The organism is Acaryochloris thomasi RCC1774, from assembly GCF_003231495.1.
Lineage (GTDB): Bacteria > Cyanobacteriota > Cyanobacteriia > Thermosynechococcales > Thermosynechococcaceae > RCC1774.
In genome coordinates, this window is the sequence record NZ_PQWO01000003.1 from 214,130 (window position 1) to 238,482 (window position 24,353).

At 52.3% G+C, this 24,353-nt stretch carries 19 protein-coding genes; 4 read left to right on the forward strand and 15 right to left on the reverse strand.

Features of this window, described 5'->3' with window-relative positions; genetic code table 11:
- Positions 1–7: 7 nt before the first annotated feature.
- The 3 genes from cpdA to C1752_RS06625 form a co-directional block, all read right to left on the reverse strand.
- Positions 8–805 carry a 3',5'-cyclic-AMP phosphodiesterase gene (gene cpdA, locus C1752_RS06615; protein WP_110985264.1) on the reverse strand — a complete coding sequence of 266 codons (798 nt, stop codon included), beginning with the start codon at positions 803–805 and terminating at the stop codon, positions 8–10.
- A 158-nt stretch (positions 806–963) separates the two neighbouring features.
- On the reverse strand, positions 964–1,635 hold the full coding sequence (locus C1752_RS06620; protein ID WP_110985265.1) for a hypothetical protein: 672 nt from the start codon (positions 1,633–1,635) through the stop codon (positions 964–966).
- Entirely contained in the window at positions 1,632–2,393 is a 762-nt protein-coding gene (locus tag C1752_RS06625; RefSeq protein ID WP_110985266.1) for a M15 family metallopeptidase, read from the reverse strand. Before C1752_RS06625 ends, C1752_RS06620 begins: the two co-directional genes overlap by 4 nt.
- 220 nt (positions 2,394–2,613) lie before the next feature.
- On the opposite strand from C1752_RS06625, the gene C1752_RS06630 reads away from it, so the two are divergent.
- Entirely contained in the window at positions 2,614–3,285 is a 672-nt protein-coding gene (locus C1752_RS06630; RefSeq protein ID WP_146242284.1) for a thylakoid membrane photosystem I accumulation factor, read from the forward strand.
- 133 nt (positions 3,286–3,418) lie between these two features.
- Positions 3,419–4,717 carry a glutamate-1-semialdehyde 2,1-aminomutase gene (hemL, locus tag C1752_RS06635; protein WP_110985459.1) on the forward strand — a complete coding sequence of 433 codons (1,299 nt, stop codon included), beginning with the start codon at positions 3,419–3,421 and terminating at the stop codon, positions 4,715–4,717.
- A 72-nt stretch (positions 4,718–4,789) separates the two neighbouring features.
- On the opposite strand, the gene C1752_RS06640 is transcribed toward hemL, so the two are convergent.
- The 7 genes from C1752_RS06640 to C1752_RS06670 form a co-directional block, all read right to left on the reverse strand.
- Positions 4,790–5,842 carry a hypothetical protein gene (locus C1752_RS06640; protein WP_110985268.1) on the reverse strand — a complete coding sequence of 351 codons (1,053 nt, stop codon included), beginning with the start codon at positions 5,840–5,842 and terminating at the stop codon, positions 4,790–4,792.
- Between the two features lie 123 nt (positions 5,843–5,965).
- A complete protein-coding gene (locus tag C1752_RS06645; RefSeq protein WP_110985269.1) occupies positions 5,966–7,327 on the reverse strand; it encodes a sensor histidine kinase in 1,362 nt (453 codons plus the stop codon).
- Between the two features lie 20 nt (positions 7,328–7,347).
- A complete protein-coding gene (gene hemJ, locus C1752_RS06650; RefSeq protein WP_110985460.1) occupies positions 7,348–7,914 on the reverse strand; it encodes a protoporphyrinogen oxidase HemJ in 567 nt (188 codons plus the stop codon).
- A gap of 170 nt (positions 7,915–8,084) precedes the next feature.
- The gene (locus tag C1752_RS06655) at positions 8,085–9,641 is read right to left on the reverse strand and encodes an alkaline phosphatase D family protein (protein WP_110985270.1); all 1,557 of its coding nucleotides are present in this window, start codon (positions 9,639–9,641) and stop codon (positions 8,085–8,087) included.
- Between the two features lie 43 nt (positions 9,642–9,684).
- Positions 9,685–12,207, reverse strand: coding sequence for a pentapeptide repeat-containing protein (locus C1752_RS06660; RefSeq protein WP_110985271.1), 2,523 nt, complete (start codon positions 12,205–12,207; stop codon positions 9,685–9,687).
- 385 nt (positions 12,208–12,592) lie between these two features.
- The gene (gene purM / locus C1752_RS06665) at positions 12,593–13,612 is read right to left on the reverse strand and encodes a phosphoribosylformylglycinamidine cyclo-ligase (RefSeq protein WP_110985272.1); all 1,020 of its coding nucleotides are present in this window, start codon (positions 13,610–13,612) and stop codon (positions 12,593–12,595) included.
- Positions 13,612–13,938: an MgPME-cyclase complex family protein gene (locus C1752_RS06670; protein WP_110985273.1), complete on the reverse strand. Its 327-nt coding sequence runs from the start codon at positions 13,936–13,938 to the stop codon at positions 13,612–13,614. The genes purM and C1752_RS06670 overlap by 1 nt, the downstream gene beginning before the upstream one ends.
- Before the next feature lie 97 nt (positions 13,939–14,035).
- On the opposite strand from C1752_RS06670, the gene C1752_RS06675 reads away from it, so the two are divergent.
- Complete coding sequence (locus C1752_RS06675) at positions 14,036–14,233, forward strand: hypothetical protein (RefSeq protein ID WP_146242285.1); 198 nt, start codon at positions 14,036–14,038, stop codon at positions 14,231–14,233.
- Between the two features lie 165 nt (positions 14,234–14,398).
- Here the strand turns inward: C1752_RS06675 and C1752_RS06680 are convergent, their stop codons facing one another.
- The 5 genes from C1752_RS06680 to C1752_RS06700 all read right to left on the reverse strand — a co-directional run bounded on the left by C1752_RS06680 (position 14,399) and on the right by C1752_RS06700 (position 22,680).
- The gene (locus tag C1752_RS06680) at positions 14,399–16,732 is read right to left on the reverse strand and encodes a putative PEP-binding protein (RefSeq protein ID WP_110985275.1); all 2,334 of its coding nucleotides are present in this window, start codon (positions 16,730–16,732) and stop codon (positions 14,399–14,401) included.
- A 27-nt stretch (positions 16,733–16,759) separates the two neighbouring features.
- Positions 16,760–17,587, reverse strand: a complete 828-nt coding sequence (map, locus tag C1752_RS06685) for a type I methionyl aminopeptidase (protein WP_110985276.1) — start codon at positions 17,585–17,587, stop codon at positions 16,760–16,762.
- A 129-nt stretch (positions 17,588–17,716) separates the two neighbouring features.
- Positions 17,717–20,785: a phosphoenolpyruvate carboxylase gene (gene ppc, locus C1752_RS06690; RefSeq protein ID WP_110985277.1), complete on the reverse strand. Its 3,069-nt coding sequence runs from the start codon at positions 20,783–20,785 to the stop codon at positions 17,717–17,719.
- A gap of 140 nt (positions 20,786–20,925) precedes the next feature.
- Positions 20,926–21,162 carry a hypothetical protein gene (locus C1752_RS06695; protein WP_110985278.1) on the reverse strand — a complete coding sequence of 79 codons (237 nt, stop codon included), beginning with the start codon at positions 21,160–21,162 and terminating at the stop codon, positions 20,926–20,928.
- 51 nt (positions 21,163–21,213) lie between these two features.
- Positions 21,214–22,680, reverse strand: a complete 1,467-nt coding sequence (locus C1752_RS06700; protein ID WP_110985279.1) for a phosphoglucomutase/phosphomannomutase family protein — start codon at positions 22,678–22,680, stop codon at positions 21,214–21,216.
- Positions 22,681–23,043: 363 nt separating this feature from the next.
- On the opposite strand from C1752_RS06700, the gene sat reads away from it, so the two are divergent.
- On the forward strand, positions 23,044–24,222 hold the full coding sequence (gene sat / locus C1752_RS06705; protein ID WP_110985461.1) for a sulfate adenylyltransferase: 1,179 nt from the start codon (positions 23,044–23,046) through the stop codon (positions 24,220–24,222).
- The last annotated feature ends 131 nt before the right edge of the window (positions 24,223–24,353 follow it).

The window sequence follows — 24,353 nt, forward strand, 5'->3', positions numbered from 1 at the left end:
TAGCGGCTCAATATCCTTGAGCCGCAACATCAAGCTGAGGCAGATCAATCTGAACTCGCTGCACCTCGCTTTCAAAAGTGCCATCCGGGTAAAGCTGTAGCAATCGGAATCCTGGCCGGGTTTCGTCAAGGGCAAACGTTTTTTGGTGCGGTGCAAACTGTACACAGGTTGAGGGTGTACTCAGATAAGCAATCCCCCGTCGATGCTGTTCAACCTGCTGATGAATGTGGCCAAAAATGGCGAGCTTCACATGGGGATAGCGCTCGACAACGGCAAAAAACGCTTCTGAATTTTGCAAGCCCAGATTATCTAACCAAGCTGAGTCAATGGTCACAGGCGGATGGTGCAAGGCAATCAAAGTTGGGTTAGTATTTGCCTGCAGTTGCTGCTCTAGCTGCTCTAAGTGCTGCGCTGAGAATTTCCCATGTACCTGCTGAGCGACTGTGGAATCTAGCATCAAAAACTGCCACCCCCCCATTTGAAAAGCCTTATCGAGATAAATCGGAGGTTGGTTCAAAATAGACGCCATACTGGGCGAATGGTCGTGATTCCCCGGCAGCCAGTAGGTGGGAATGTTAAGCGGTGCTATTCGCTGTGCTATTTGCTCATAGGCAGCCGACGATTCATCCTGGGCCAAGTCCCCCGTCAACAGAATCACATCAGGCTGCTGCGGAAGCTGCCTCAGAGCATCTAAAATTGCGGCAAATGACGCCATTGTCTGCAGACCGAGCAGCGTCTGTTCCGGTGTCGAGAACAAATGCAGGTCAGACAGTTGAGCAACAAGGAGCGGCGAGGATGGGGACATGGGTAAACGGGGCGTCTGTAGTAACCTTCACCAGGACAGTCAATACTTCATTTAAAGATGGCAACACAGACTAAGTAACCTGAAAAAATACGGCCATCTAAACTGTTCTAGTTAACCGCGATTGTAGACAGCAAAACACAAAATCAGGGTGATGTATATCACACGGTTGATTGAACCTGCTGTTCAATCAATTGGCAGCAGTCTTCTACAGAAGCACGTTGGTTCATAGCCGTAACCAAGGCATTATAAGTTTCCCAGTGGGTTTGAAGCAGTTGCTGCGCTCGCCGACCGGCAACCCGCTCCTTTAAAACCGCATCTCCGACGTCTAGCTGGGTGAGAACGCTCCGCAGGGTTTCGAGATCGTCAGCGCCTCCTTCCACATTGTCGTAAACCAGCGATTCAGCGACGCCCCCAGCCATCCAGATAGTGCAATAGCGCTCTAGCTCAGAAGCGGTGATGGTTTCGCCAAAATCTGGCGTCTCGACGCGAACGCCACCTTGACCAGAATGGCCCTGACGAAAGGCTTCCCAGGCTGTCAGGGTGTACCCCACCACCGTAGCGCCCAAAAGCTGAGCCGTCAGGAAGTGGCCTGCCTCATGGTGAATGACCCGCTGACGATGGGCTGGAGAAAGCTGGGAGAATCCATCTAGCAGGAGTCTGCTCCCCAAACCATTGAAACCAAAGGTATCGACAGCAGCCAGCACCAACACACCCAGCGTAATCGCGGCTGGAACCGCTGAAGGCAGATTCAGATAGGGACCCAGAAGAACGGAGAAAGAGAGGAGAGCGACGGAAAGTGCGATCGCATTTAAGGAAGTTTGCTCATTCATGGAGCGTCCCCCTCGGCAGCACTAGTCTCTTTGAGCTTCCGAGCACTATAGAATGTTTTAAGACTCGGTTGATCTCCCACATAGCGCCAGTGCCAAGGCTCGTAGCTCACACCCTGGGAATTCCCCTTAGGGAAAGAAAGCTCAAAGCTAAAGCGAGCTGCATTGGCCGCTAACCACTTAAACGCGGGCGTCTGATCAAAAGACTGACTCAAGTTTGTAGCAGATCGCGTAGCATCTCCCAGATCAATGGCATACCCTGTGTGGTGTTCACTATGACCTGGAGGCGCACTCACATCAGCACGCTGCGCCGTCGCTTGGGCACGCTGTTCTTTGACTTTAAAAAAAAGATAGTTCTGCTCTTCAACCGTACGAAACGCAGAGATGGGCTGGAGACTAACGCCTGCGGCTTTAGCAGAGGCCAGCATCCGCTGATAGGCTTGGGCCGCCGAGGTTCGTAGCTTCAGGCGTCCGTCAGCAGAGATGGGCTTCAACTCCTGCGGGGGTGCCTCTTCGTAGGATAGATGTCCCAGCAAGTCATCCGTGGTCGGCTCTGCAGAAGGCGTCGGGCTAGGTGCTGCAGGAGCAACCTCAGAAATACTCTCAGAGGGATTTGTATTCAAAGCACTCAGCGTAAACCATCCCCCCGCAGCCAACACCGCCAGCCCCAAAGCACTCCCCACCCAAACCAAAGGGGTCGCACGCGGTGAGGAGGATTCAGAAACGGGTTGTCGAAAAGCTTCAGGAATATCGTCGTGCATAGATTCAGCACCTGCGAGCTGAGTATGTCATGAATTGTAACGGTTATCGGGTGCCTAAAGATAGGACGATTCTGTGCAGAACAGTCCTTCTGAGGCTGCTACCGGGTGCTTATGCTAGCTCAATCGCAGAGGCAATCGCCACCCTCAAAGGGACTAACACCATAGCCACCCAACTAAAAATAGGGCAAAATTAGCAGTGTTCATCTCAGTGCGCTACGTCATGACTCTTGCATTATTAAAACGCGCTTGGTGTCTCTTGAATAAGAACGCTTGGGCAACTCGCGCATTGGCCGGATTGTGCGCTTCACTACTTTGTCTAGGCGTTTTCAGCGTAGCTCCCGCTGCTGCAGGAATTACCGACGATCATTTTGATGGCAATATTTTCGTTCTGTACGCCAGCAACGGTTCATTAGTGCCACCTAGAAGCAGTCTCGCTGAGTCCAAACAGAGAGAGCGGCCTTCTGTGCTGATGTTCTACACCGACGATAGCTCAGAGTGCAAGGATAATTCCTTGGTGATCTCGCAGCTGCAGGCCTTCTATCGTCAAAACGTTAACTTTATGCCCATTGGCGTTGATACGCTTCCGGCGGAAAACACTTACACCCCTGAAGAAGCAGCCTATTACTACAACGGCTCCTTTGTGCCTCAGTTTGTCGTCATTGACCCTGAAGGCAACGTTGCACTCGATCGGGTGGGACAGACCCCCTACGAAGTCATCGACGATGCACTTCGAGAAATCAAAGACCTTCCACCCCGCCCAGAATCCTTTGCCATTGAGCGTCCGGCTTTTTCACCGTCACCCAGTGCCGACACGACCTTTTGGACGGCCCCTGTTAGAGGGATCGAGGGTATTGATAACGCTGACTTACCGGCTCCTGCCACTCGCAGCTAGAGCAACCGGCGACCTATTTCCTTGTAAAATAAGGTTCTAAATTCTAAGTCACGACTTCTATCTATGTGATGGAAGCGCGTAGCAGGCTTTGGGCAACGAACCACTCAACTTCACTCTGATTAAGGAGACTGCTTTGCTGACTGACACTTTGAATACCACGAAGTCAGAAGACATTTTTGCCGCCGCTCAAAAGCTAATGCCCGGTGGCGTTAGCTCCCCTGTGCGGGCTTTCAAATCTGTGGGCGGTCAACCCATCGTCTTTGATCGGGTCAAAGGCTCACAGGTTTGGGATGTTGACGGCAACCAGTACACGGACTACGTGGGCACCTGGGGACCGGCAATCTGCGGTCATGCTCACCCTGAAGTACTATCGGCACTCAAAGAAGCCCTTGAGAAGGGAACCAGCTTTGGTGCGCCCTGTGCCCTAGAGAATGTCCTCGCCGAAATGGTGATCGAGGCAGTACCCAGCGTCGAAATGGTACGCTTCGTCAACTCTGGTACAGAAGCCTGCATGGCTGTGCTGAGACTGATGCGGGCCTTCACGGGGCGCGAGAAGCTGATTAAGTTTGAAGGCTGCTACCACGGCCATGCAGACATGTTTCTGGTGAAGGCCGGTTCAGGGGTCGCAACGTTAGGACTACCGGATTCTCCCGGCGTGCCGAAGGCGGTCACCAGCAGCACTTTGACAGCCCCCTACAACGACCTGCAGGCGGTTCAAGAGCTATTCGCAGCTAACCCAGGAGAGATTGCAGGCGTTATTTTGGAGCCCGTGGTAGGCAACTCTGGCTTTATTGCCCCTGATGCTGGTTTCTTAGCGGGTCTACGAGAGATCACGAAGGACGAAGGTGCTCTCTTGGTTTTTGATGAGGTGATGACCGGCTTCCGGATTGCCTATGGCGGCGCTCAGGAGAAGTTTGGCATCACGCCCGATCTAACCACGCTGGGTAAAGTAATTGGCGGTGGTCTACCAGTGGGTGCCTATGGCGGACGGCGCGACATTATGAGTATGGTAGCCCCTGCGGGCCCAATGTATCAGGCGGGTACCTTATCGGGTAATCCTTTGGCGATGACGGCAGGCATCAAGACGCTGGAGCTATTGGGACGCCCTGGATCCTATGAGCAGCTTGATAAGATCACCGGAAAATTAATTACGGGGCTTTTGCAAGTTGCCAAGGACAACGGCCATGCGGTCTGTGGTGGACACATTAGCGGAATGTTTGGCCTATTCTTCACCGAAGGTCCAGTTCACAACTATGAGGATGCTAAGGCGGCAGACGCCCAGAAGTTTGCCAAGTACCATCGAGGAATGCTGGAGCAGGGCATTTATCTTGCCCCCTCAGCTTTCGAAGCGGGCTTTACATCTTTGGCTCATACCGAGGAGGATATTGACCGAACGCTGAAGGCCGCTCAGGTTGTGCTGTCTTCAATGTAGGTTCGAGAATAGTTTCATAAAAAGGAGGGTGTTGAAGTCGGCACCCTCCTTTTTATTTTTAAAATCGTCAGACTATTGGCGAATGGGGCCGTTGTAGTCAATGGTTAACTTGTTGTCCTGAGCAACGGTAATCTCCGACTCTAGCAATTGTGCTTCGGCACCGGGACTTCCTCCACGAAACTTGAAGGTAATGCTGCCGTTCGTATTCTTGACGTGGGGTGCTTGGGACGCAGGGCCAAACATCCGAGGATCAGGTCGATACTGACCTAAACCACCATTCGTCTGGATTGCAGCTTGTCGAGCGAGGTTCTTGGCTCGTGCAAGAAAGAGGTCAGCGTTCAAGGCGGTATCAGCGGCGGCTGATGGAGCTACTGCAGTAGTGGCCTGAGGCTGGGGTGACTGGGGTCGCGGAACACTAGCAACAGTCGTAGGAGCAGAGGGAGTCGGCAGTTCCTGCTCGAAGGGGCGAATGGTCACAGGTTGCGGACGTGAAGACTGAGGGCTGAGTTTAGGTAGGTCATCCCGTGGAGCAGAAGGAGCCGATGGAGCAGGGGCGACCGGCAAAGACGGCAGCGTCTGCAATGGTGCGGGAGCGGGCCGTTGCGGTACAGGGGGAGCTGCTGTCGGCTGTGGTGCAGGGGCAGGAGCAGCAGGAGTCCAGCCAGGTGACGGATTTGAGGAAGGAGCCGATGGGGGCGCAGCCACGTTGGAGCCACGGATAGGGCCGTTGTAGTCTAAATTGACCGCACCGCTACTGACAACGGTCGCAACGGTTTCGATGGTTTGGGCACCTCCGGGCGGGCCACCTTTGAAGGTGAAGGTCAGGCTACCATCAGCATTTTCGACGAAGGGGGCGGTTAAGGCTGGACCTGACATCGCAGATTCTGCCCGATATTGGCTCAGGCCACCATTAGCTCGCTCAGCAGCTTGTCGGGCGAGGTTCTTGGCCCGACTGCGAAAGTAGGGTGACTGCCCTGGTTCAGAGGGTGCGCTGCTCGCTGGCGGCGGTGAGCTAGAGGGAGTCGAAGGGCTAGGAAATGGTTCAAATCCCTGTGCCCCAACGGAAAGGGGAAATAGGGGAACCGCTAGAAGCGTAAAGAGAGGCAGATTACTTAGCTTAAACATAGGAGGAGACACCCAAAACCATAATTCACGACGCCGGAATGGAGCGCTACAGGATCAGACGCTATAGGCCACTCGGTGTTCCTAGCTGCTGATGAAAGCCAGGAGATTTATGTCTATTTTAGCCTAGCCCTCAGCCTTGGTTGTCAGGCGAGGAAAGGTCTGTCCTATGGGTCTGGCTGATGGTTGGGGTAGGGAAACGGTGAAGGTTGTCCCCTGCTGGATACGACTAACGACCTGAATGTGACCCTGATGGTTTTCGATAATTGTCTGAACGATGGCTAACCCTAATCCTGTGCCTGAACTTGTAGGCAGAGCAGACTTTCTCCGGGCTGGATCCACTCGATAAAAACGATTAAACAAATATGGGAGCGAGGTGTCAGGAATACCGATACCGGTATCGCTAACGTCCACTTTCAAGTATGGCAATCCTTGACGCTGGGTTTGCTGGAGATGAATTTCGATACTGCCGCCAACAGGGGTGTACTGCAGGCTATTGCTCACTAAGTTGGTAAATAGGCGAGCAAGCTGATCATAATCACCGAGAAGTGTATAGGGTTCTTCTCCGGGGAGAGAGGCTAAGTCACCCAAATCTAGGGATAAGTTAATTTGCTGGGTGGTTGCGATCGCATCTTGTTCTTCCACCACTTGCATCAGGAGGGCATCAAGCGGACAGGGCTGCATTTGCATCTGCCCCACCCCACCCTCTTGACGGGCCAGGAATAGCAGATCGTCCACCAGTCTTCCGAGGCGCTGGGTCAACCGTTCCACGACCATGAGCTGCTGTCGCTGATCTTGAGAATCGGCATCGGTCTCCGTGAGCGCCACTTGAACGTTGGTTTGAATCAGCGCAATAGGATTGCGTAGCTCATGGGATGCATCAGCCGTAAACTGCTTGAGCTGCTGGTACGACTCCTGAATCGGCTCAATGGCTAGGCGTGAGAGGAACCAACCCACCGCCGCCACTAGTGCAATCAGCAAGCTGGTACCTAAGCTCAGATCAATCACCAACTGTCGGGCTGGTTTGGTGACCTCAAACCAAGGATGACTGACTCGCAGAAAGCCAATCACGTCTTTTCCATCCGTGAGCTTACGGGTCACCTGGCGCAGCCAATAGTCCGGCGAGATCTCAACCGTAACGCCCCCCGGACTCAGGCGAATCGGGACATCAATCGGCTCTTTAAAAGTTGACCACAGCAGAACTCCGGTGGGGCCATACCATTCGAGATCGATGCGATCGTCTTCCACCGCTTCCGGGGGACTGCCAAAGCTGGCCTGTAAGTTGATCCGATCTGCCGCCATTGGCGCACTTGCGTCCACAACCAGCGAGCGCTGCACCACCTCTACGACATGGCTAAGGGTGTCGTCAACGCGCTCAATCAAAGTGCCACGAACATAGATATAGAAGCCGCTGGCAAACAGCAGCAGCAGCACCGCCGTGACGACGGTATACCAGAGGGCTAGACGGCGGCGGGTGGCTTGAAACATTGCGATCTCAACCCCGAAATTTACTCAGCAGCCTCCATCGCTAGCTTCTCCTTATCACGCTTACGCTTCTTGGCGTATAGCTGAATCGTCACCACCATCGCCAGCACCATGCCAAAGACAACCCATACAGTCGCATCGGTGGGCAAGCTATTCTTAAACACCGCCAGCAGTACGATGACCAGCAACAAAATTGTCGGAGCCTCATTCAACGCCCGCAACTGCTGCCCCGTCCAGCCGCAAGTACCCGCAGCCAACTGCTTCATCAAGCGGCTGCAATAGAGGTGATAAACCACCAGACCCGCCACAAACACCAGCTTGACCTGTAGCCAACCTTGTTTCAGGACCTCTGGCTCAGTGGTGAGCAAGCCAATCGCCATCACAACCGTGACCGCCATTCCAGGCGTCGTGATGATCGTGTACAGCCGCTTCTCCATCAACGCATACTGATTCTTGAGAATGGACTGAGCGGGTTCTGGTTCCTCATTCGCTTCAGTGTGATAGATAAACAAGCGAACCAAATAAAACAGGCCCGCGAACCAAACTACGACGCCAATAATATGAAAGGCTTTAAACCAAAAATAAGGCATGACTGTCTGCTCCATTGCGACCCTTAGAATCAATCCTAAACCAGCACTGCTCCAATCATGCAGGCTGTATCTCAACCATTAACTTCCATGAAGTATTCAGAAACTCTACGCTTTCATTAGTCGTTCTCAAATTACTCGTAGCCTCATCGTTCTGGATGACCTAGCTGACCTTAGAGAAGCTGAGCACCCGGCTTGCCCGCTTCTACGGCATAACTCTCCAAAGTCCGAAGACCTGCATCTGGCTCCTTGACGGTATCAACGACTTGTAGCCGACTGACCCATTGCTGCGGCTCAATCGTGCATTGTACATAGCCCCGTAGGCGGCTCTCAAAAAACTTGATGTGGGGATTATCAGGTAAAAATAAAGAAAATACATCGTAGTTTGGTCCACCCGAGCTAATAGAGGTTCCCACAAACTCAGTGGCGACCACAGGTGCCTCGTCATCTTGATAGTCAGTCTTAAGATCGGTGACCCAAAAGGAATGAAGATCACCTCCCAGCATTACCGGATTAGAAAGCTGACGTTGTTCGATAAATTTCAGTAAACGCTGACGGGTGGGGGCATACCCATCCCAGCCGTCAGACCAAAAGCCAGGAACTTCCCCTAGCTTCTGCGCCAGTTGAGCCATGAGCTGCTGCTGAGCCAGCACATTCCACTGAGCCTGGGATTTCGTCCATCCATCCAGCAGCCATTTTTCCTGCGTTGCCCCTAACATTGAGCGCTGCGGATCAAGACGCTCCTCGCAGCCGTAGACCATTTGACCGCCTCCCTTCCCATTGCCATCACAGGCTTGGTCATCTCGATACTGGCGGGTATCGAGAACGCTAAACTCCGCTAGATTGCCAAATCGGAACCGGCGATAGAGCTGTAGGTTGGGGCCACTCGGTCGAGCACTGGGCCGCAGCGGCATGTGTTCGTAGTAAGCCTGATACGCTGCGGCCCGTCGTTTGAGAAATTCTGCCCCTTTGACGAACTTCTGCGACTCATCACTGGCGTAATCATTCTCGACCTCATGATCATCCCAAGTGACAATAAAGGGAACCACGGCATGCGCTGCCTGCAAATCAGGATCCGTTCGATAGAGAGCATAGCGCAGCCGGTAGGTCTCTAGATCAACAGGATTGCCCCCCACGTGCTGACGGATGCGACCCGGCCGAGGTTTGCCTTCATAGATGTAGTCGCCCAGGTGAAACACAACATCTAAATTGGCTTGCGCGAGATGTTTGTAGGCGGTGAAATACCCTTTCTCATAATGCTGGCAAGAGACCATGGCCAGCTTCAGCGACTGATCACCATCTCCAGGGGCAGGCGCGGTGCGGGTTCGCCCCACCGGACTCATCTCGCGACCCGCCTTAAATTGATACCAATACCAATGTCCAGGTCGAAGCCCTTCAACCACCACGCGGACAGAATGTGCCAGCTCCGGCGTAGCCAAAACAGTACCCTTCGCCACCACCTGACGCATCGCTTCGTCAGTAGCAACCTGCCATTGAATCGGAATATTCGTTGGGGGTAACGACGGCTCTCGCAAAGGATTGGGGGCTAATCGAGTCCAGAGCACAACGCTCATGGGCCAAGGGTCACCGGAAGCAACCCCCAAGCTGAAGGGATAGTCAGAGAATCCAGATTGAGGAGTAAAGGTGCTGCTGGAGCCCACCGTTGCCCCACCCTTAACGAGGCTGCAACTGAGGGCGCTCGTCGCGAGTAAAAAGTGTCGCCGTTTCATAGGGGTAGAAAGGTTGACATCACTTTCTACAGACTACCTTGTCCTAGCGAGGCTTGGACGCTGTGGCAAGCTTCTCTAAAGCCTGGTCGAGGGAGTGTTCTAAGCCATCAAATTCAAGGGGGGACTCAGTGAGCTGTCGTCGATAGAGAGCCTTCATTTGGGTCTCAATCTCAGCTCTAAGATTTTCTAAGGCTCTCCCTTTTGCAGTTGTTTCAAGCCTTAAACAGACCACATAGGCACCCTCTTTTTCTTCGACCGACTGCATCAAAATTTCAAGGTCTACGTGCTTTTGCCGAACACCTCGCAGAGCCAGCAACAGGGCGAGCCAATCAATGCCTTGGATGAAGGTAATTTCGACGGTATCAAAGGCCACTGTCCGCACTTTTATCCATTGCTCAAACTCACCCGAGACAAAGACGCTGCTGGGAGCTAAAGGCATTCGTTCAGCGAATGTTCTCTTTTCAGGGTCAAGTGTGCGAAAGATGTAGTGGCACTGTAGATTGTGAAGCTGAGTCGAACGCCCGAGCTGCCACTCGGCAATACAGGCTCCTGTCAGTATGGCACCACTGAAATCAGTACCAACCACTCTGGTCATACTCAGATCGACATGGGTTAGATTGGTCCCTCTAAAACTGGCTTCGCAGAGATTCGCCCCACGGAGGTTAGCGCCTGTCAGGTTAGCGCTGCTTAGGTCGTGGCCGCTTAAATCACGCCCGCTGAGATTGACACCGCTGAGATTAACGCCGCTCAGGTTGGCCCCCTGCAAATCAGAATCACTGAGATCAGCGTGATGGAGAATGGCTGAGCTGAGGTCGGCAAAGCTCAGATTCGCTGAACCAAGATCGGCAAAGCTCAGATTAGTTGAATTAAGGTTGGCTCTGACGAACGTGACCGAGTTGAGGTTTGTCTTCATGAGATTGGTACGCCTGAGATTGGTACCGCTGAGGTCAGCAAAGTTGAGGTTGGCTTCGCTCAAAACGGTCTCGCTGAGGTTAGCCCCACTCAGATTGGCCTTAATCAGAATTGCCCTAGTCAAGTTAGCACGGGTCAGATTGGCCCGAATGAGATTCGCTCTACTGAGATTGGCGTCACTGAGATTGGCCTTTTTAAGGTTGGCAGAGGTGAGATTGACTCTGATCAAAATGGCACCGCTCAGATCAGCATCGTAGAGATTGGTATCGCTGAGGATGGCATCACTCAGATCGGTATTGTGAAAGATCACAGAACTCAGATCGGATCGAATCAGATTGGACTTGACAAAAATCGCCCGACTTGCGTCGGCTTCACAGAGGTTGGCACGGTTCAGAATGGCTGCGCTCAAGTTTGCTCTGTGGAGGTTGCTGCTTCCAAGATTCGCGCCACTTAGATCAGCTTCAGTCAGATCGGCACGGTTCAAAATAGCCTTGCTTAAATTAGCTCTGATTAAGTTTGTTCCTCTGAGGTCGGTGTTGTGGAGGATTGCTCCACCGAGATCGGCCTTAATTAGATCTGCATTGCTAAGGTTGGCACCGCTGAGGTCAGTTTTGCGCAGGTTAGCACCACTGAGATTGGCACCGCTGAGATCCCGACCGCCAGCACCTTGATTGACGATTTCCCAAACGACACGCCACTTCTGGGTCAGTCGGGTTCCAGAGCTAATTTGAGTATCACGCAGGGTAGCAGCACTGAGATCGGCTTTCAGAAGATTGGCGTCGCTCAAATTGGCTCCACTGAAATCGGCCTCAGTCAGATCAGCGCCACTAAGGTTAGCGCCGCTGAGATCAGCGCCACGCAGATCCACTTTATGAAGCAGCGCGCCATTGAAGTTGGCACCACTGAGATCGCTATGGCTGAGACTGGCGCGACTCAGCTCGACCTCGCGGCAGTCGGCACCACTTAAGTCGGCACGCTGAAGATTCGCCTTGATGAGAACGGCCCTAGTGAGAACAGCCTCTCGGAGATCGGCACTTGTTAGATTGACTCCGCTCAGGTTGGCTTCGCTCAGGTTGGCTTCGCTTAGGTTAGCTGCACTCAGATCTCTGCCGCTAGCACCTTGATTAATAATTTCCCAAACGAGATGCCACTTTTGAGCTAGCTGAGTCCCACCGTTGATGCGAACGCCACAGAGGACAGCCCCACAGAGATTGGCTCTACTGAGATTAGCATCGCAAAGATTAGCGTCGCAGAGATTGGCATCGCGTAAGTTGGCACCTTTGAGGTTTACCGCACTGAGGTCAGCATTCTGCAGATCAGCGTTGTGGAGATTGGCAAAGCTAAGATTAGCGGAACTAAGATTAGCAGAGCTGAGACTAGCAGAGCTGAGACTGGCAGAGCTGAGATTAGCAGAGCTGAGATTAGCAGAGCTGAGGTTAACGGCACTAAGGTGGGCTCTGAAAAGATTGGCTCTAAAGAAATCCGTGGCGTGGAGGTCAAGACCACAGAGATCAGCGCTACGAAGATCGGCACCTTCTAAAACAAGCCCATCAGATTGTTGGTGTCGCCACTCATTCCAATGTTTTGGACTCTGACGCAATATTTCCTGTAGATCCCTGTCTGAATCAAGGATATCTTCATTGCTTAGCACCATTTCTTGATACCTACTCACCAACAACAAACGTCGCCCTCTAGAGTCAGCCCTTCCAGCCTCTAGATTACTTTGAAGCAAGGTTGTTTCACACTGGCGAGAGAAAATTTTTCCTCGCTCTATCTAAGCAAAAGAGAGCGGTACATCAATTACGGGCTTTGCAAATAGATTTTCAGCAGGCTTCTAGAAGGGAAAACGCTCTCGTTCACTTGGGTCATCTTGCTTTGAGTGGTGGGCTATACTGCAGGCCCATGGCTCCCCCTCCAACTGAACTTCACTCAGCACTTTTAGTGAAGCTCCTCTTAATATCAGATGGTATTGACGCGTGACTCAAAAGGTTGAGATCGCAACCTTCCCCGACAACAGGTCAATATTAATCATCTATCCACTATAAACCCGTTATCGTCTGAGTGCCCTCGGTAACGCTGCCTATTGCCCCCGCCCAGATGCCGTACTGCTCAAACCAAGTAACCAGCTCAGGGGCCATGTCGGCTGACACCACTAACACATAGCCAATCCCCATATTGAAGGTATCAAACATGGCCTCACGGCTGACGTGGCCAGCCGTCGACAGCCATGTAAAGATGGGGGGCACCGTCCACGTTCCTGGGTCTAAGTGAGCTGCCTGATTTTTTTGGAGACAGCGCGGTAAGTTTTCGGGCAAGCCCCCCCCGGTAATATGAGCCATGCTGTGAATGGCAAACCCACTTCGCAGTGCTTCTAACACGGGCTCAACGTAGATTTGAGTCGGCGTCAACAACATTTCGCCAAGGCTTTTTGTGAGCAGCTCAGGCCGATCATTCCAGCCAAAACCTCCGTCAGCAACAATCTTGCGGACGAGACTAAAGCCGTTACTGTGGACGCCTTGGCTGGCGAGGCCCACCACCACATCACCGACCTGTACCTGAGAACCGTCGAGGATCTTGGCTTTCTCTACGAGACCCACACAGAACCCGGCGAGATCATATTCTTGCGGCTGATAAAACCCTGGCATCTCAGCGGTTTCGCCACCGAGAAGGGCGCAACCGGCTTGCTGACAGCCGGCGGAGATACCGGCAACCACCTGGGTAAGCTGATCAGGTTCCAAGTGACTGGTGGCGGCATAGTCGAGAAAGAAAAGTGGCTCGGCTCCGCAGGTCAAAACGTCGTTGACGCACATGGCCACGAGATCAATCCCCACTGTGTCGTGTTGATTGAGAGCCTGAGCAAGCTTCAACTTTGTCCCAACGCCGTCGGTGCCAGCCACAAGCACAGGTTCCTGGTAGCCCGTGGGCAGTTGAAATAAGCCGTTAAAGCCTCCGAGACCACCCAAAACTTCAGGACGGGCTGTTTGAGCGACTAAATCTTTGATGTTGTTGACGAAGGTGCGTCCGGCTTGGACGTCTACACCCGCTTCGCGGTAATCCATTAGGCTGCGGTCAAGGAAGCCAGGGCATCAGGGATGGCCTCTGAGGGACTTTGAAATTCACCGACGGCGACGTATTCAAGGCGCAGCTTCAGCCACGTAATAAATTGAGGGCTGGTGGAGATAATGGCGGCACAGGGTTGGGGGCACTTGGCTTTGACGGCCTGTAGTTCCGGTGATTCCAGGAAGGCGGGCTGCTTTACCAGCCAAAAGTCGACTTCTTTGTTGTTCTCTTCGTAGTTGCGGTATCGCTCTTTGAAGACTTCATCGAGGGGCTCTTCCTCTAACAGAAATTTTTGGCTGGCGAGGGCGTAATGATAGGTTGGCATGGGTTGCGATCGCAAATAGTCAAGACAGGGCCATCAACAGACAGCCGGTTCTTTATTATCTCAGCCGACCTGCGCTTTTGGGAGCCAAAATCTCTAGATGAAATCAATGCAGCAAGAGAAAGGAATTATCTTAGGCGTCACAGAACTTGATGAACAACGGATTTTTGAGTTATCTATTCAAAAAGAGCCACTAGATGATTCGATAGTCATCAGCACAGCACGAATCAATCGAAAGACAAAAGTTGTTTCAGTTATCATCTCCAATCTAGAGAAAAAGAACAGTGCGTTACCTTAGGAGACTGCCTACGCTAAATTCCCACGAAGTTTTTCTGCTCTATCCCAGTAAAAACATGACGAGTAAGAGTGAGAACCAGCGGCTTGCATTGTTCAGATCAGCCAAGACAAAGATTGAGTTCATTATATTGCGCCTCCCATTGCCCCATTAAATTGGAGCGGCCCCTCAAACCTGCAAATGCTTCCGCTCCACGTTGGCGATGGTGCGTCGGACCTGCGGGACAGACTGCTGATCGACCGAAACTGCGGTGATTCCCCATTCGACTAGCTTCTCAAGAAGACGAGACTCTACTTGACCGCAAAGCGAGCAGGGAATATCTAGTGTTTTGGCTGCCTGGATCAGTTGAGAGATCGCAGCCATAACAGCCGGATGACCAGTGTTCAAAGATCTATCCAAGAGAGGCCGGTCGCGATCGACCCCCAAAATGAGCTGAGTCATGTCATTTGAGCCGATTGCAATCCCCTGAACACCTGCCTTAACGTAGTCTTCGAGTAGGAACAGAACGGAGGGAACTTCAGCCATAATCCACACTTCAAATTTGGGAGATTGGAATAGACCTGCGGTGGAGATGCGATCGCAACACCAAACAAACTCCTCCACTGAACGCACAAAGGGCAACAGCAGCCGCACATTGTCCCAGCCCCGTTGCTGCAGCTCAGCTAGAGCCGCCAGCTCACAGTCAAACAGTCGCGGATCGGCTTGATAGCGAGCAACTCCCCGCAGACCCAAGGCTGGATTAACCTCAAACGGCTCTACCTCTCCGCCGATTAAGCCCGCTAACTCACGACTACTCCCATCTAGGGTGCGGTAAAAGACAGGTCGTGGTGCAAAAGCTTCTAAGAAGATCTGGAGACGGTCAACCAAATATTCCGTCAGGATGGCCTGCTTTCCCTGCTGAATCCACTGTTGCGGATGGTGACGCTGGAGCAGATCTAACAGCAGCCATTCAGACCGCAAAAGTCCAATGCCGTCCACAGGAAGTTGACTGGCGGCATCCGCATTATGGAACTGGCTGAGAGTCACCCATACCTGAGTCTTCAGAGAGAGAGCCGTCTCAGTCAGAATGCCTGAGGGCAGAGGGATTGTCTGTTGAGCATCCGTCAAAGGATAGACCGCTCCCCGATCTCCGTCGAGCCTCAGTTGCTGACCGGTCTGAAGCAGGGTAGTCGCATTTGAGAATCCCACAATAGCGGGCAAACCCAGCTCCCGCGCCAGAATTGCGCCGTGGGAAGTCAGACCTCCCTGTTCGCAAATTAAACCTGCCGCCTGCCGCAGCCACGGAAGATCACTGGGCTGGCAGTAGGGAACGACCAAAATAGTATTAGCGACAGATTCTGGAGACTGGGCCTGGAGATCGTGGGTGATGTGGGGGGATGCGATCGCAACTCCAGGCGCAGCAGGAAGTCCCTCCACCAAAGCCCCAGAAGTCCCTGAGACAAAGTTCACGTTTAAATCGAACAACGACCGAGGCAGTTCCGCCGCCAGCTCATGGATCCATAAACGGGGTTCTGATTGATGGCAGAGAGACCATCTAGCACGTGAGGCTCCCGCCACCATATGAGGCTCCAGTTCAGTCGCTAGGGCCATCATTGCTTCTAGTTCCGCATCACTGAGGCTGAAAGCAGTCTCGGTTGATGCTAACGAAAGCTTTAATTCCCCTGCCTGCGAGACTAGGCCATAGGCAGCAGAAGAACCGCTGAGCTGACTAGCGATAACCCCTGTGCGGCGATTGACCTGGAACAAACTGGGACTTATATCACCCAAAAGCAGACCAACAGGAAGCCCTGAAACGACCTGAATCAAAAGATCCTGCGCGGTCAACTGGAACCAACCTGAAACCGGCGCAGCGGGTAAAGGCTGTAGGATGATTGCCAACTTCAAATGCTCGAACGACAGACCCGACTGTTCCCAGAGATAAAGAATTTGTGCCTGAAAAAGCTGTTTCCAGAGCTGTTTGACGCTGTGAGCTAACGCTTCGGGGGTGAGGCAGCAGTACTGGGGCGTGATCAGGTTCGTTAACCCAGCCAAACTAGATTCGCACTCCGCAGGCAACCACAGAGAAGGCGTAAGACTAACCCGCAGGTGAGCCAGTCCCTCAACAGGCCGTCTCTCGTCCGCGCAGGTGAGAAGCTCCTCCCGATCACTCCACTCCTGAAGATTGCGGACCCAGTCTTGGCTCCACAGCAGCGGTAAATCGGTTTCTTCAACGCTAGCCTGCAGCGTCTGAGCCACAGACTGGAGCTGATCAGGCTGGTCTAGATTAAAATGCAGCCTCAAATGCGGAAAATCTCTCAGCAGCGGCGATTGCCACTCCAGCCGCTCTAGAAAAAGCTGCAGCACGTCGGCAGAAATAACCGCACTCTCTACCACAGATTCTTGAGGAAGTTGGCTTAGCCACAGTGCCTGTGTTCCGACCGACGACGGCTGAGCTGCCTGAATCTGGTCTAGTGTGTACAGAGAATACAGCTCCCCTCGGGTGGAGTCAGTTGCTCCAGTCACGAACTAAGCCTTCAGAGCGATATGTCGCTAAACCTTGCTGCGATCGGTCAAGATCTCATAGCCAGTCTTTGTGACCAGTACCGTATGCTCAAACTGAGCCGAGAGCGCATTATCGACCGTGACCGCAGTCCAGCGATCGCGCAAAATTCGAGTTCGCTTAGACCCTTCATTTACAATCGGCTCAATGGCAATCGTCATACCAGCCCGCAGCTTTACGTTCCGCATTTCACGGGTTCTAAAGTTGAACACCGACGGCTCTTCATGTAGGTTGCGACCCACGCCGTGCCCGGTAAATTCTTCAACGATAGCAAAGCCATTGGCTTCCACATGATCTTGGATTGCTCCGGCCAGATCCATCAGGTAGTTGCCCTCTTTAACCTGCTCAATCCCTTTGAAGAGCGCTTCTTCCGCCACCTTGATTAACTTTGCGGCATCTGGCGTCACCTCACCCACCGCAATCGTGATACAGGAGTCGCCGTGGAAGCCCTCAAAATAAGCTCCCGTATCCACCTTCAAGACATCCCCTTCTCGAATAACTTTCTTTTTGTTGGGAATACCGTGCACCACTTCATTGTTAATGCTAGAGCAGATTGAGGCCGGAAAGCCTTGATAGCCCTTGAAGCTAGGCTGCGCGTCCATCTCCCGGATACGTTTTTCAGCATGGGCATCTAAATCTGCTGTGGTCATGCCGGGTTCGGTCAGTTCACCAATCTCTTTGAGAACCGTCGCCACAATCTTGGAGGCCTGCCGCATGATCTCGATCTCACGCTGAGACTTGAGTTCAATACCTCGACCGCGCTGCCGAGGAACGGCTGTAGGCGTCGGTTGAGTCAGCAAATTCGAGAGAATATTCATGCGAAGTAACGATGGTAGAACAAAAGGATAGACTAAGGGACTTCATTCCAAACCAGAGAGAGCCGCTCTCTCCTACAATAACGCCAATGGCTAATCAACAACAGCAGCTGAACAGAGAAGTAACACTCCCTATCCTGTATTCCGCATCCCGGCGGCAATGCCGTTGATGGTCAGCAAGGCTCCCCGCAGCAGCTCACCCTTGCTGTACTGAGACCGTACCCCGGTGCCCGCCGCATTCAGACTCTGGTGGTTTCGCAATCGATTAAGCAGCGAAACTTGCAAAAACCCAAGGGGAACAATGGTGCCGTTACGAAGCTGGACAGAGCGCTTCAGATTAGGATCGCCATCGAGAAGCTGCTTGCGCCCAGTAATCATCAAAATCAGCTTGCGGGTCAGGTAGTATTCGTCTGAAATTTGCTGGAAGACGTGCTCAAAGCGCTCTCGGTCCTCCGGCTTCGATAGCTCATGAACATAATGGTGAGCAATTTGTAAATCCACCTTCGAGAGCGTCATCTCAACCTTGGACACCACCATCTTGAAGAAAGGCCACTTGGCATAGAAAAACTGCAGAAGACTCAGATGCTCTGCCGAATTTTCGGTCAAGAACTCCTCTAGGGCTGTCCCCACGCCATACCAGGCCGGAACCAAAAAGCGACTTTGGGTCCAGCTAAACACCCAAGGAATCGCCCGCAGACTGTCTAATGTATTGCCCTTCCGACGACGGCTGGGGCGTGAGCTAATCTGTAGCTGGCTAATTTCCTGAATAGGGGTGACCTGATAGAAGAAATCCACAAAGTCATCCTGCTCATAAATCAAAGAGCGATATTTCTTCCGCGATCGCGCTGACAGATCCTCCATGATCTCATGCCAGGGATCAATATCGTCAATGGTTGAACGCAGCAGACTCGCTTGAATCACCGCCGTCGTAATCGTTTCTAGGTTATACAGCGCTAACTCTGGCAGCGAGTACTTAGAGGCAACAACTTCTCCCTGCTCAGTGATTTTGATGCGGCCATCGATGGTGCGACCGGGCTGGGCCAAAATCGCTTCGTAGGCAGGCCCCCCCCCCCGACCCACCGAGCCACCCCGACCGTGAAAGATCCGTAGGGAGACGCCATAGGGAGCTGCCGTTTTCTGCAAAGACTGCTGAGCCTTATAGATTTCCCAGTTACTGCTCAGGAACCCAGAGTCTTTATTACTATCTGAATAGCCAAGCATTACCTCCTGCAAAGCAAGGGGAGCTGCACCTTCTGCCTCAGGGTTGTCGTTCTCTGTAGTTTCGGTGGAGGTTTCTGCATTTAGATAGGTTCGGTAGAGCGGTAGCTCAAACAGCGCCGTCATCACCTCAGGGGCGCGCTTGAGATCGTCTACGGTTTCAAATAGCGGCACCACATGGAGCGTGCCACGATGGGTTGCAGGATCGTAGAGTCCGGTTTCTTTGGAAAACAACAGCACTTCTAGGAGGTCACTGACGTCGTGGCACATGCTGATGATGTAGGTGCGGCAGATGTCTTGGCCAAATTCTTCCTGCAGTCGCCGCGCCACCTTGAAGGTGTCAATGGTCTCTTTTGTTCTATCGGAGAAGGGAAGCTCTGTTGGGATTAAAGGCCGTCGGGTCTGCAGTTCTTGAATGAGCCACTGCGTTCGCTCGGCCTCAGACAGCTCGTTGTAAGGTTGGGGCAAGATTTGCAGATAGTCGGCAATCTCGGTGATGGCATCAGAGTGGTAGGAGCTATCTTGGCGAATATCGAGCTGAGTCAGATTAAAACCGTATATTTCAACCTGGCAAATGAGGTCTTCCAGTTCACGGCAGTGGAGACCAGTCCCCTGCAGATTCTGGTTGATAACCAGTAGCTCTGATAAAAAAGCTTCGACATTGGTGTAGTACTGCGGCTCCTGAAGGGTTGTCGCCAGAGGAGCAGCAAACAGATCGCCACCTTGGGTCTGCTGAGAGTTGCGATCGCGAGTATTCTTGAGCCGTTTAAGAATATAAGAGAGCTTCAGCCGGTAGGGTTCTTGGCGAAAGCGAATAGCGAGCTGGTCATAAATTTCAGGCATCAGCAGCTGATCCTGCTCTAGGGAATCGAGCAAATCAGGCCGGACATCACACCAATGCATCGATAGGCTCAGCAGGTCAATCAGCTTCGTAACGGCACTGATGTACTTCTGCAGCACCAGATCGCGTTGATAACAGGCCGTCTGCCAAGTAATCTCAGGCGTAACAGAGGGATTTCCATCCCGATCTGAGCCCACCCAAGAGCCAAACTTACAGAAGTCGTACTGGGGTGGCTGTAGCTGCGGGAAAGCCTCTTGCAAATTCTGAGACAGACGCCGATAAAGCTGCGGAATGGCGTCAAACAGCACCTCATCAAAATAGTGGAGTCCATACTCCACCTCATCCAGCACCTCAGGCTTAAACTGATGTAGCTCATCGGTGCGCCACCAAAATCGAATCTCTTCCGTCAGCAACGAGCGGGCCGCATCTAACTCCCAATCTGCGCGGGTACGGGCCGCTAACCCTGACTCAACAGCATCTAAATCACTAAGCAGACTGACAATTCGGCGCTGCTTATTACGAATGGTAGACCGCACAATTTCAGTCGGGTGAGCCGTAAACACCAGCTTCACATCCAACGCATCAATGAGCTGCTGGATATGGCGCGTCGGCACATTTAAGCGCTTGAGCTGCGGGAACAGCCACGAGAACGTTCCCAAATTGTGATCTGGGGGCGTCATCTCATAGAGACTATTCTCAATATGCTCCGCTGAGCCACCCCGAGCATCGGTATAGGGCGTCTGAGATGCAGCGGCACCGTCTGCGGTCGCCGCTGGGGCAACGTGCCTCTCCTGCAGCGACCCATGGGTCCGGTAAATACTGGCTTCTTGTTCGTAATGCTGCTCGGCAATATTGATCAGCTGAAAATACAGCGCAAAAGCACGGGCAGCACGAATCGCCTCCCCTAGCTCCAGCTTCTCGACCACCTTGAGCACTTCAGCTTCAGGAACACGCGGTGCCTGCCCTTCTGGCGAACACATCGATCGCAACTGCTGCAGCAAATCGACCAGATCCTGCCCGCACTCATCCTGCAGCACCTCTTCTAAAAGCGCTTCAATCATCGTCAAACGATGCTGGAGCAGCAGCTCCGTCCTCGGCGGCATCATCAAATCTGAATTAGATCCGTCAGCAATGGAACCCATGGGCTTTGAACTCAGCACAGTAAACCTACGCTCAATAATAATGTGAGGACCAAATAAGGATTAGAGGCGCATCAAATCATAGGACCGATGGCCTTGAGACAATTCTAGGATGTAATCTCCGTTTGTCCAAAACCAGAGGGCTAGACAAGTTCGTCAGCTTCAGAAGCATCAGCCTCAGGGAAAGGAAGATTGGGCAGCCTACGGCCTTGAAAAAAGCTTTCGCTAAATTGCCCCAATTCTTCAAGCCATTGACCACATTGGCGCTGCACCAGCACGCCCAGAAGCAGCGGCGGAGTCGTGGCACTCACAAGAATCTGAGCCACAGGCTCAAGATGGGTATCCAGGCAATTCTTCGTATCGGTCAGGGTTGATGGCATAAATTTCGACTAGGACTGTAGAGCCGGTCTGTAAAACCGCTTTCAACCATTCTACCCGTCAACCTGGGTAGCCCACTGCTTAGCCCAGTTCAAAATTTCGTCAACGCGTGCCGGATTAGCTGCTTCACAGTACAGCCGTAGAACAGGCTCTGTACCGCTAAAGCGCACCAAGAGCCAGCTTTGATCTGCAAGGCGGAATTTGCTGCCGTCTCCCGTGCCTACATCGATAACGGACTGTCCCAAGATTTCTTGAAAAGGAGCACTGCTCAACTGCCCCTGCAGATTGACTTTGACGCTATCGCTAGCAAGGGGAACATCAATACGATCGTAGGCACAGTGATAATCTGTTCGAGCTTGAAGCTGCTGATATAGCTCACTTAAATCCTTACCCGTTTGAGCTAACGCTTCCAGAAGGTATAGCGCTGACAAGAGGCCATCCCGCTCAGGAATATGATTGCCGTAGCCAATTCCGCCTGACTCTTCTCCCCCAATCAATACCGTCTCTTGAGTTTCTAGCATTCGGTCTGCGATGTACTTGTAGCCAATAGACGTTTCATAAATTGGTAGATCATGAAGCGCCGCCACCCGAGGAAAAAGATCCGAGCCGCTAATCGTTTTGATCACCTCTCCAGTCATGCCGCGATGGGTCGCCAGGTGATCAATCAAAATTGGAATCAGAAATTGAGAACTCAAGAATTCGCCCTGTCCATCTATCGCTGCGATCCGATCGCCATCACCATCAAACACGAGTCCCAAAGCCACGCCCTGATCTTGGCGCGATTTCAGCGCCTGAATCAATTCCGGTAGGTATTTGGGGAGAGGTTCAGGGGCACCGCCACCGAAGAGGGGGTCTCGCTCGCTATTCAATTCTTTAATCGGCGCTTCAAGGAGCTGTCCCAAACCACCCGCCGTTGCCCCGTGCATCGGATCTACATAAACAGAAAGCTTTCCTTCATTAATGGCTGTATTGATCAAGCTCAGATCAACCTTTGATTTGAGAACTTGACAGTACTCCGGCCAAGGATTGAAGGACGTGACCTGGCCGGTAGCAGGCGCTGAAGGCAGAGAACCCGCTTCCAGCTGACTCTGAATCTTTTGAGTGACAGGAAGCGGCACTGATCCGCCAAAGGCACCCTTCACCTTGAGGCCAGAGTATTGCCCAGGATTATGACTGGCTGTAATCACCAATGCCCCTAGCGCCTGACGATGATAGGCGGCCCAGCTGAAAGCAGGCGTGGGAGCATAATCATTAGAAAGAAGAACGTCAAATCCGGCTTGGGCAACGGCGTCTGCCGTAACCTGGGCAAATTCCTCAGATAGGAAGCGACGATCGTACCCCACAATCACCAAGCGACTCCCCGTCGACTCGCCATAGGTTGCCGACAACACCTGGGCTGCCACGGGTGCAACTTTCTTGAGCCGTTCAAAGGTAAAGTCTGCTGCAATCACCCCTCGCCAGCCATCAGTACCAAATTTGATCGGCTTTTGAGTCAAATGATTTGAGGAGAGGACAGGCATAGTCAAACCGTTATGTGGCTACGTTTACATCCTACATGCTGATCTATTTTTTATTATGACCACCGTCATTTTCTCGTTCAAATTTTCATCGGTCATTAAACCCATCATCACGAATGTTTAACCTCGAGATAATAAACACAAATCATTCCCAGAAGAAAATTTGGAAAAGCCTAGTGTTTAGTGAGTATTTTTACCTGTTTCAATTCAAAAAGTAGTTTATGATAAGAGCGTTTAAGATCTCCCATTATTCGCAGCCCGTCGTTGATTTTAAAGCTCCACAAGCTTTGAGTTTTACCTTCAACTGTACGTTTTGCGAGTCGTAATCCTTAGCAGGGATGGGAGGCGACGCAGTTGGAGAAGTGTATTTTGAAGCATCAAGACGTGATCGAAGCCCACGGTGGTGAACTCATTAATCGCATTGCTTCTGAAGCTCAGCGACAGGAGTTTTTAAGCAAAGCAGAACAGTTACCGAGCGTCCAGTTAGACGCCAGAGCAACCTCTGATTTAGAGATGATCGCCATCGGTGGCTTTAGCCCGTTGACGGGTTTCATGGAGCAGCAGGACTACGAACAGGTTGTCCACAAAATGCATTTGGCCAATGGCCTACCGTGGTCAGTGCCCATTACTTTATCTGTCACTGAAGATATTGCTAATCCCCTAGAGATTGGCTCTCTTGTCCGCCTCAATGATCCTGATGGCCGTTTTGTGGGCGTCTTGGAGCTGACACAAAAGTATGCCTACGATAAGAAGCAGGAAGCCCTCCAGGTTTATCGAACCGACGAAGATAAGCATCCGGGCGTGAAAGTCGTTTACGACCAAGGAGGTATCAACCTTGCGGGTCCAGTTTGGCTACTAGAGCGTCATCCTCATCCCCTGTTCCCCTCTTACCAAATCGATCCAGCCCAGTCCCGAGCGCTTTTCAAAGAGAAGGGCTGGCGAACCGTTGTCGGTTTTCAAACTCGTAACCCGATTCATCGCGCCCATGAGTATATTCAAAAGTGCGCTTTAGAAACGGTGGATGGTCTCTTTCTGCATCCGCTGGTGGGCGCGACGAAAAGTGACGACATCCCAGCCCACATCCGAATGCGGTGCTACGAGATTATGATGGAGCATTATTTCCCACAGGATCGCGTCACGCTGGCGATTAATCCAGCAGCGATGCGCTATGCCGGTCCCCGAGAAGCAATTTTCCATGCTCTTGTGCGTAAAAACTATGGCTGTACTCACTTCATCGTGGGCCGCGACCATGCGGGCGTTGGAGACTACTACGGCACCTACGATGCTCAGCATATCTTTGATGAGTTAGACGCTGACGCCATGGGAATCGTGCCGATGAAATTTGAGCATGCATTCTTCTGCAAGAAGACTGAGTCTATGGCAACAACGAAGACGAGTCCTAGCGGGCCTGAAGATCGAATTCACCTCTCAGGTACAAAGGTACGCGAAATGCTACGTCGGGGAGAACTTCCCCCTCCTCAGTTCTCTCGTCCTGAGGTTGCCAAGGTCTTAGCAGAGGCAATGCAGTCAGCTGCAACTGCCTAGAGACTACAGCCTTTCTATATTAGTGGATTTAACAAAACCGGAATGGGATGCTTCTCATTCCGGTTTTGTTGAGAAACGGAGATATAGTAAAAGAGCTGGCTGTTGACGACAGTCTATTCACCCGTGCCGTA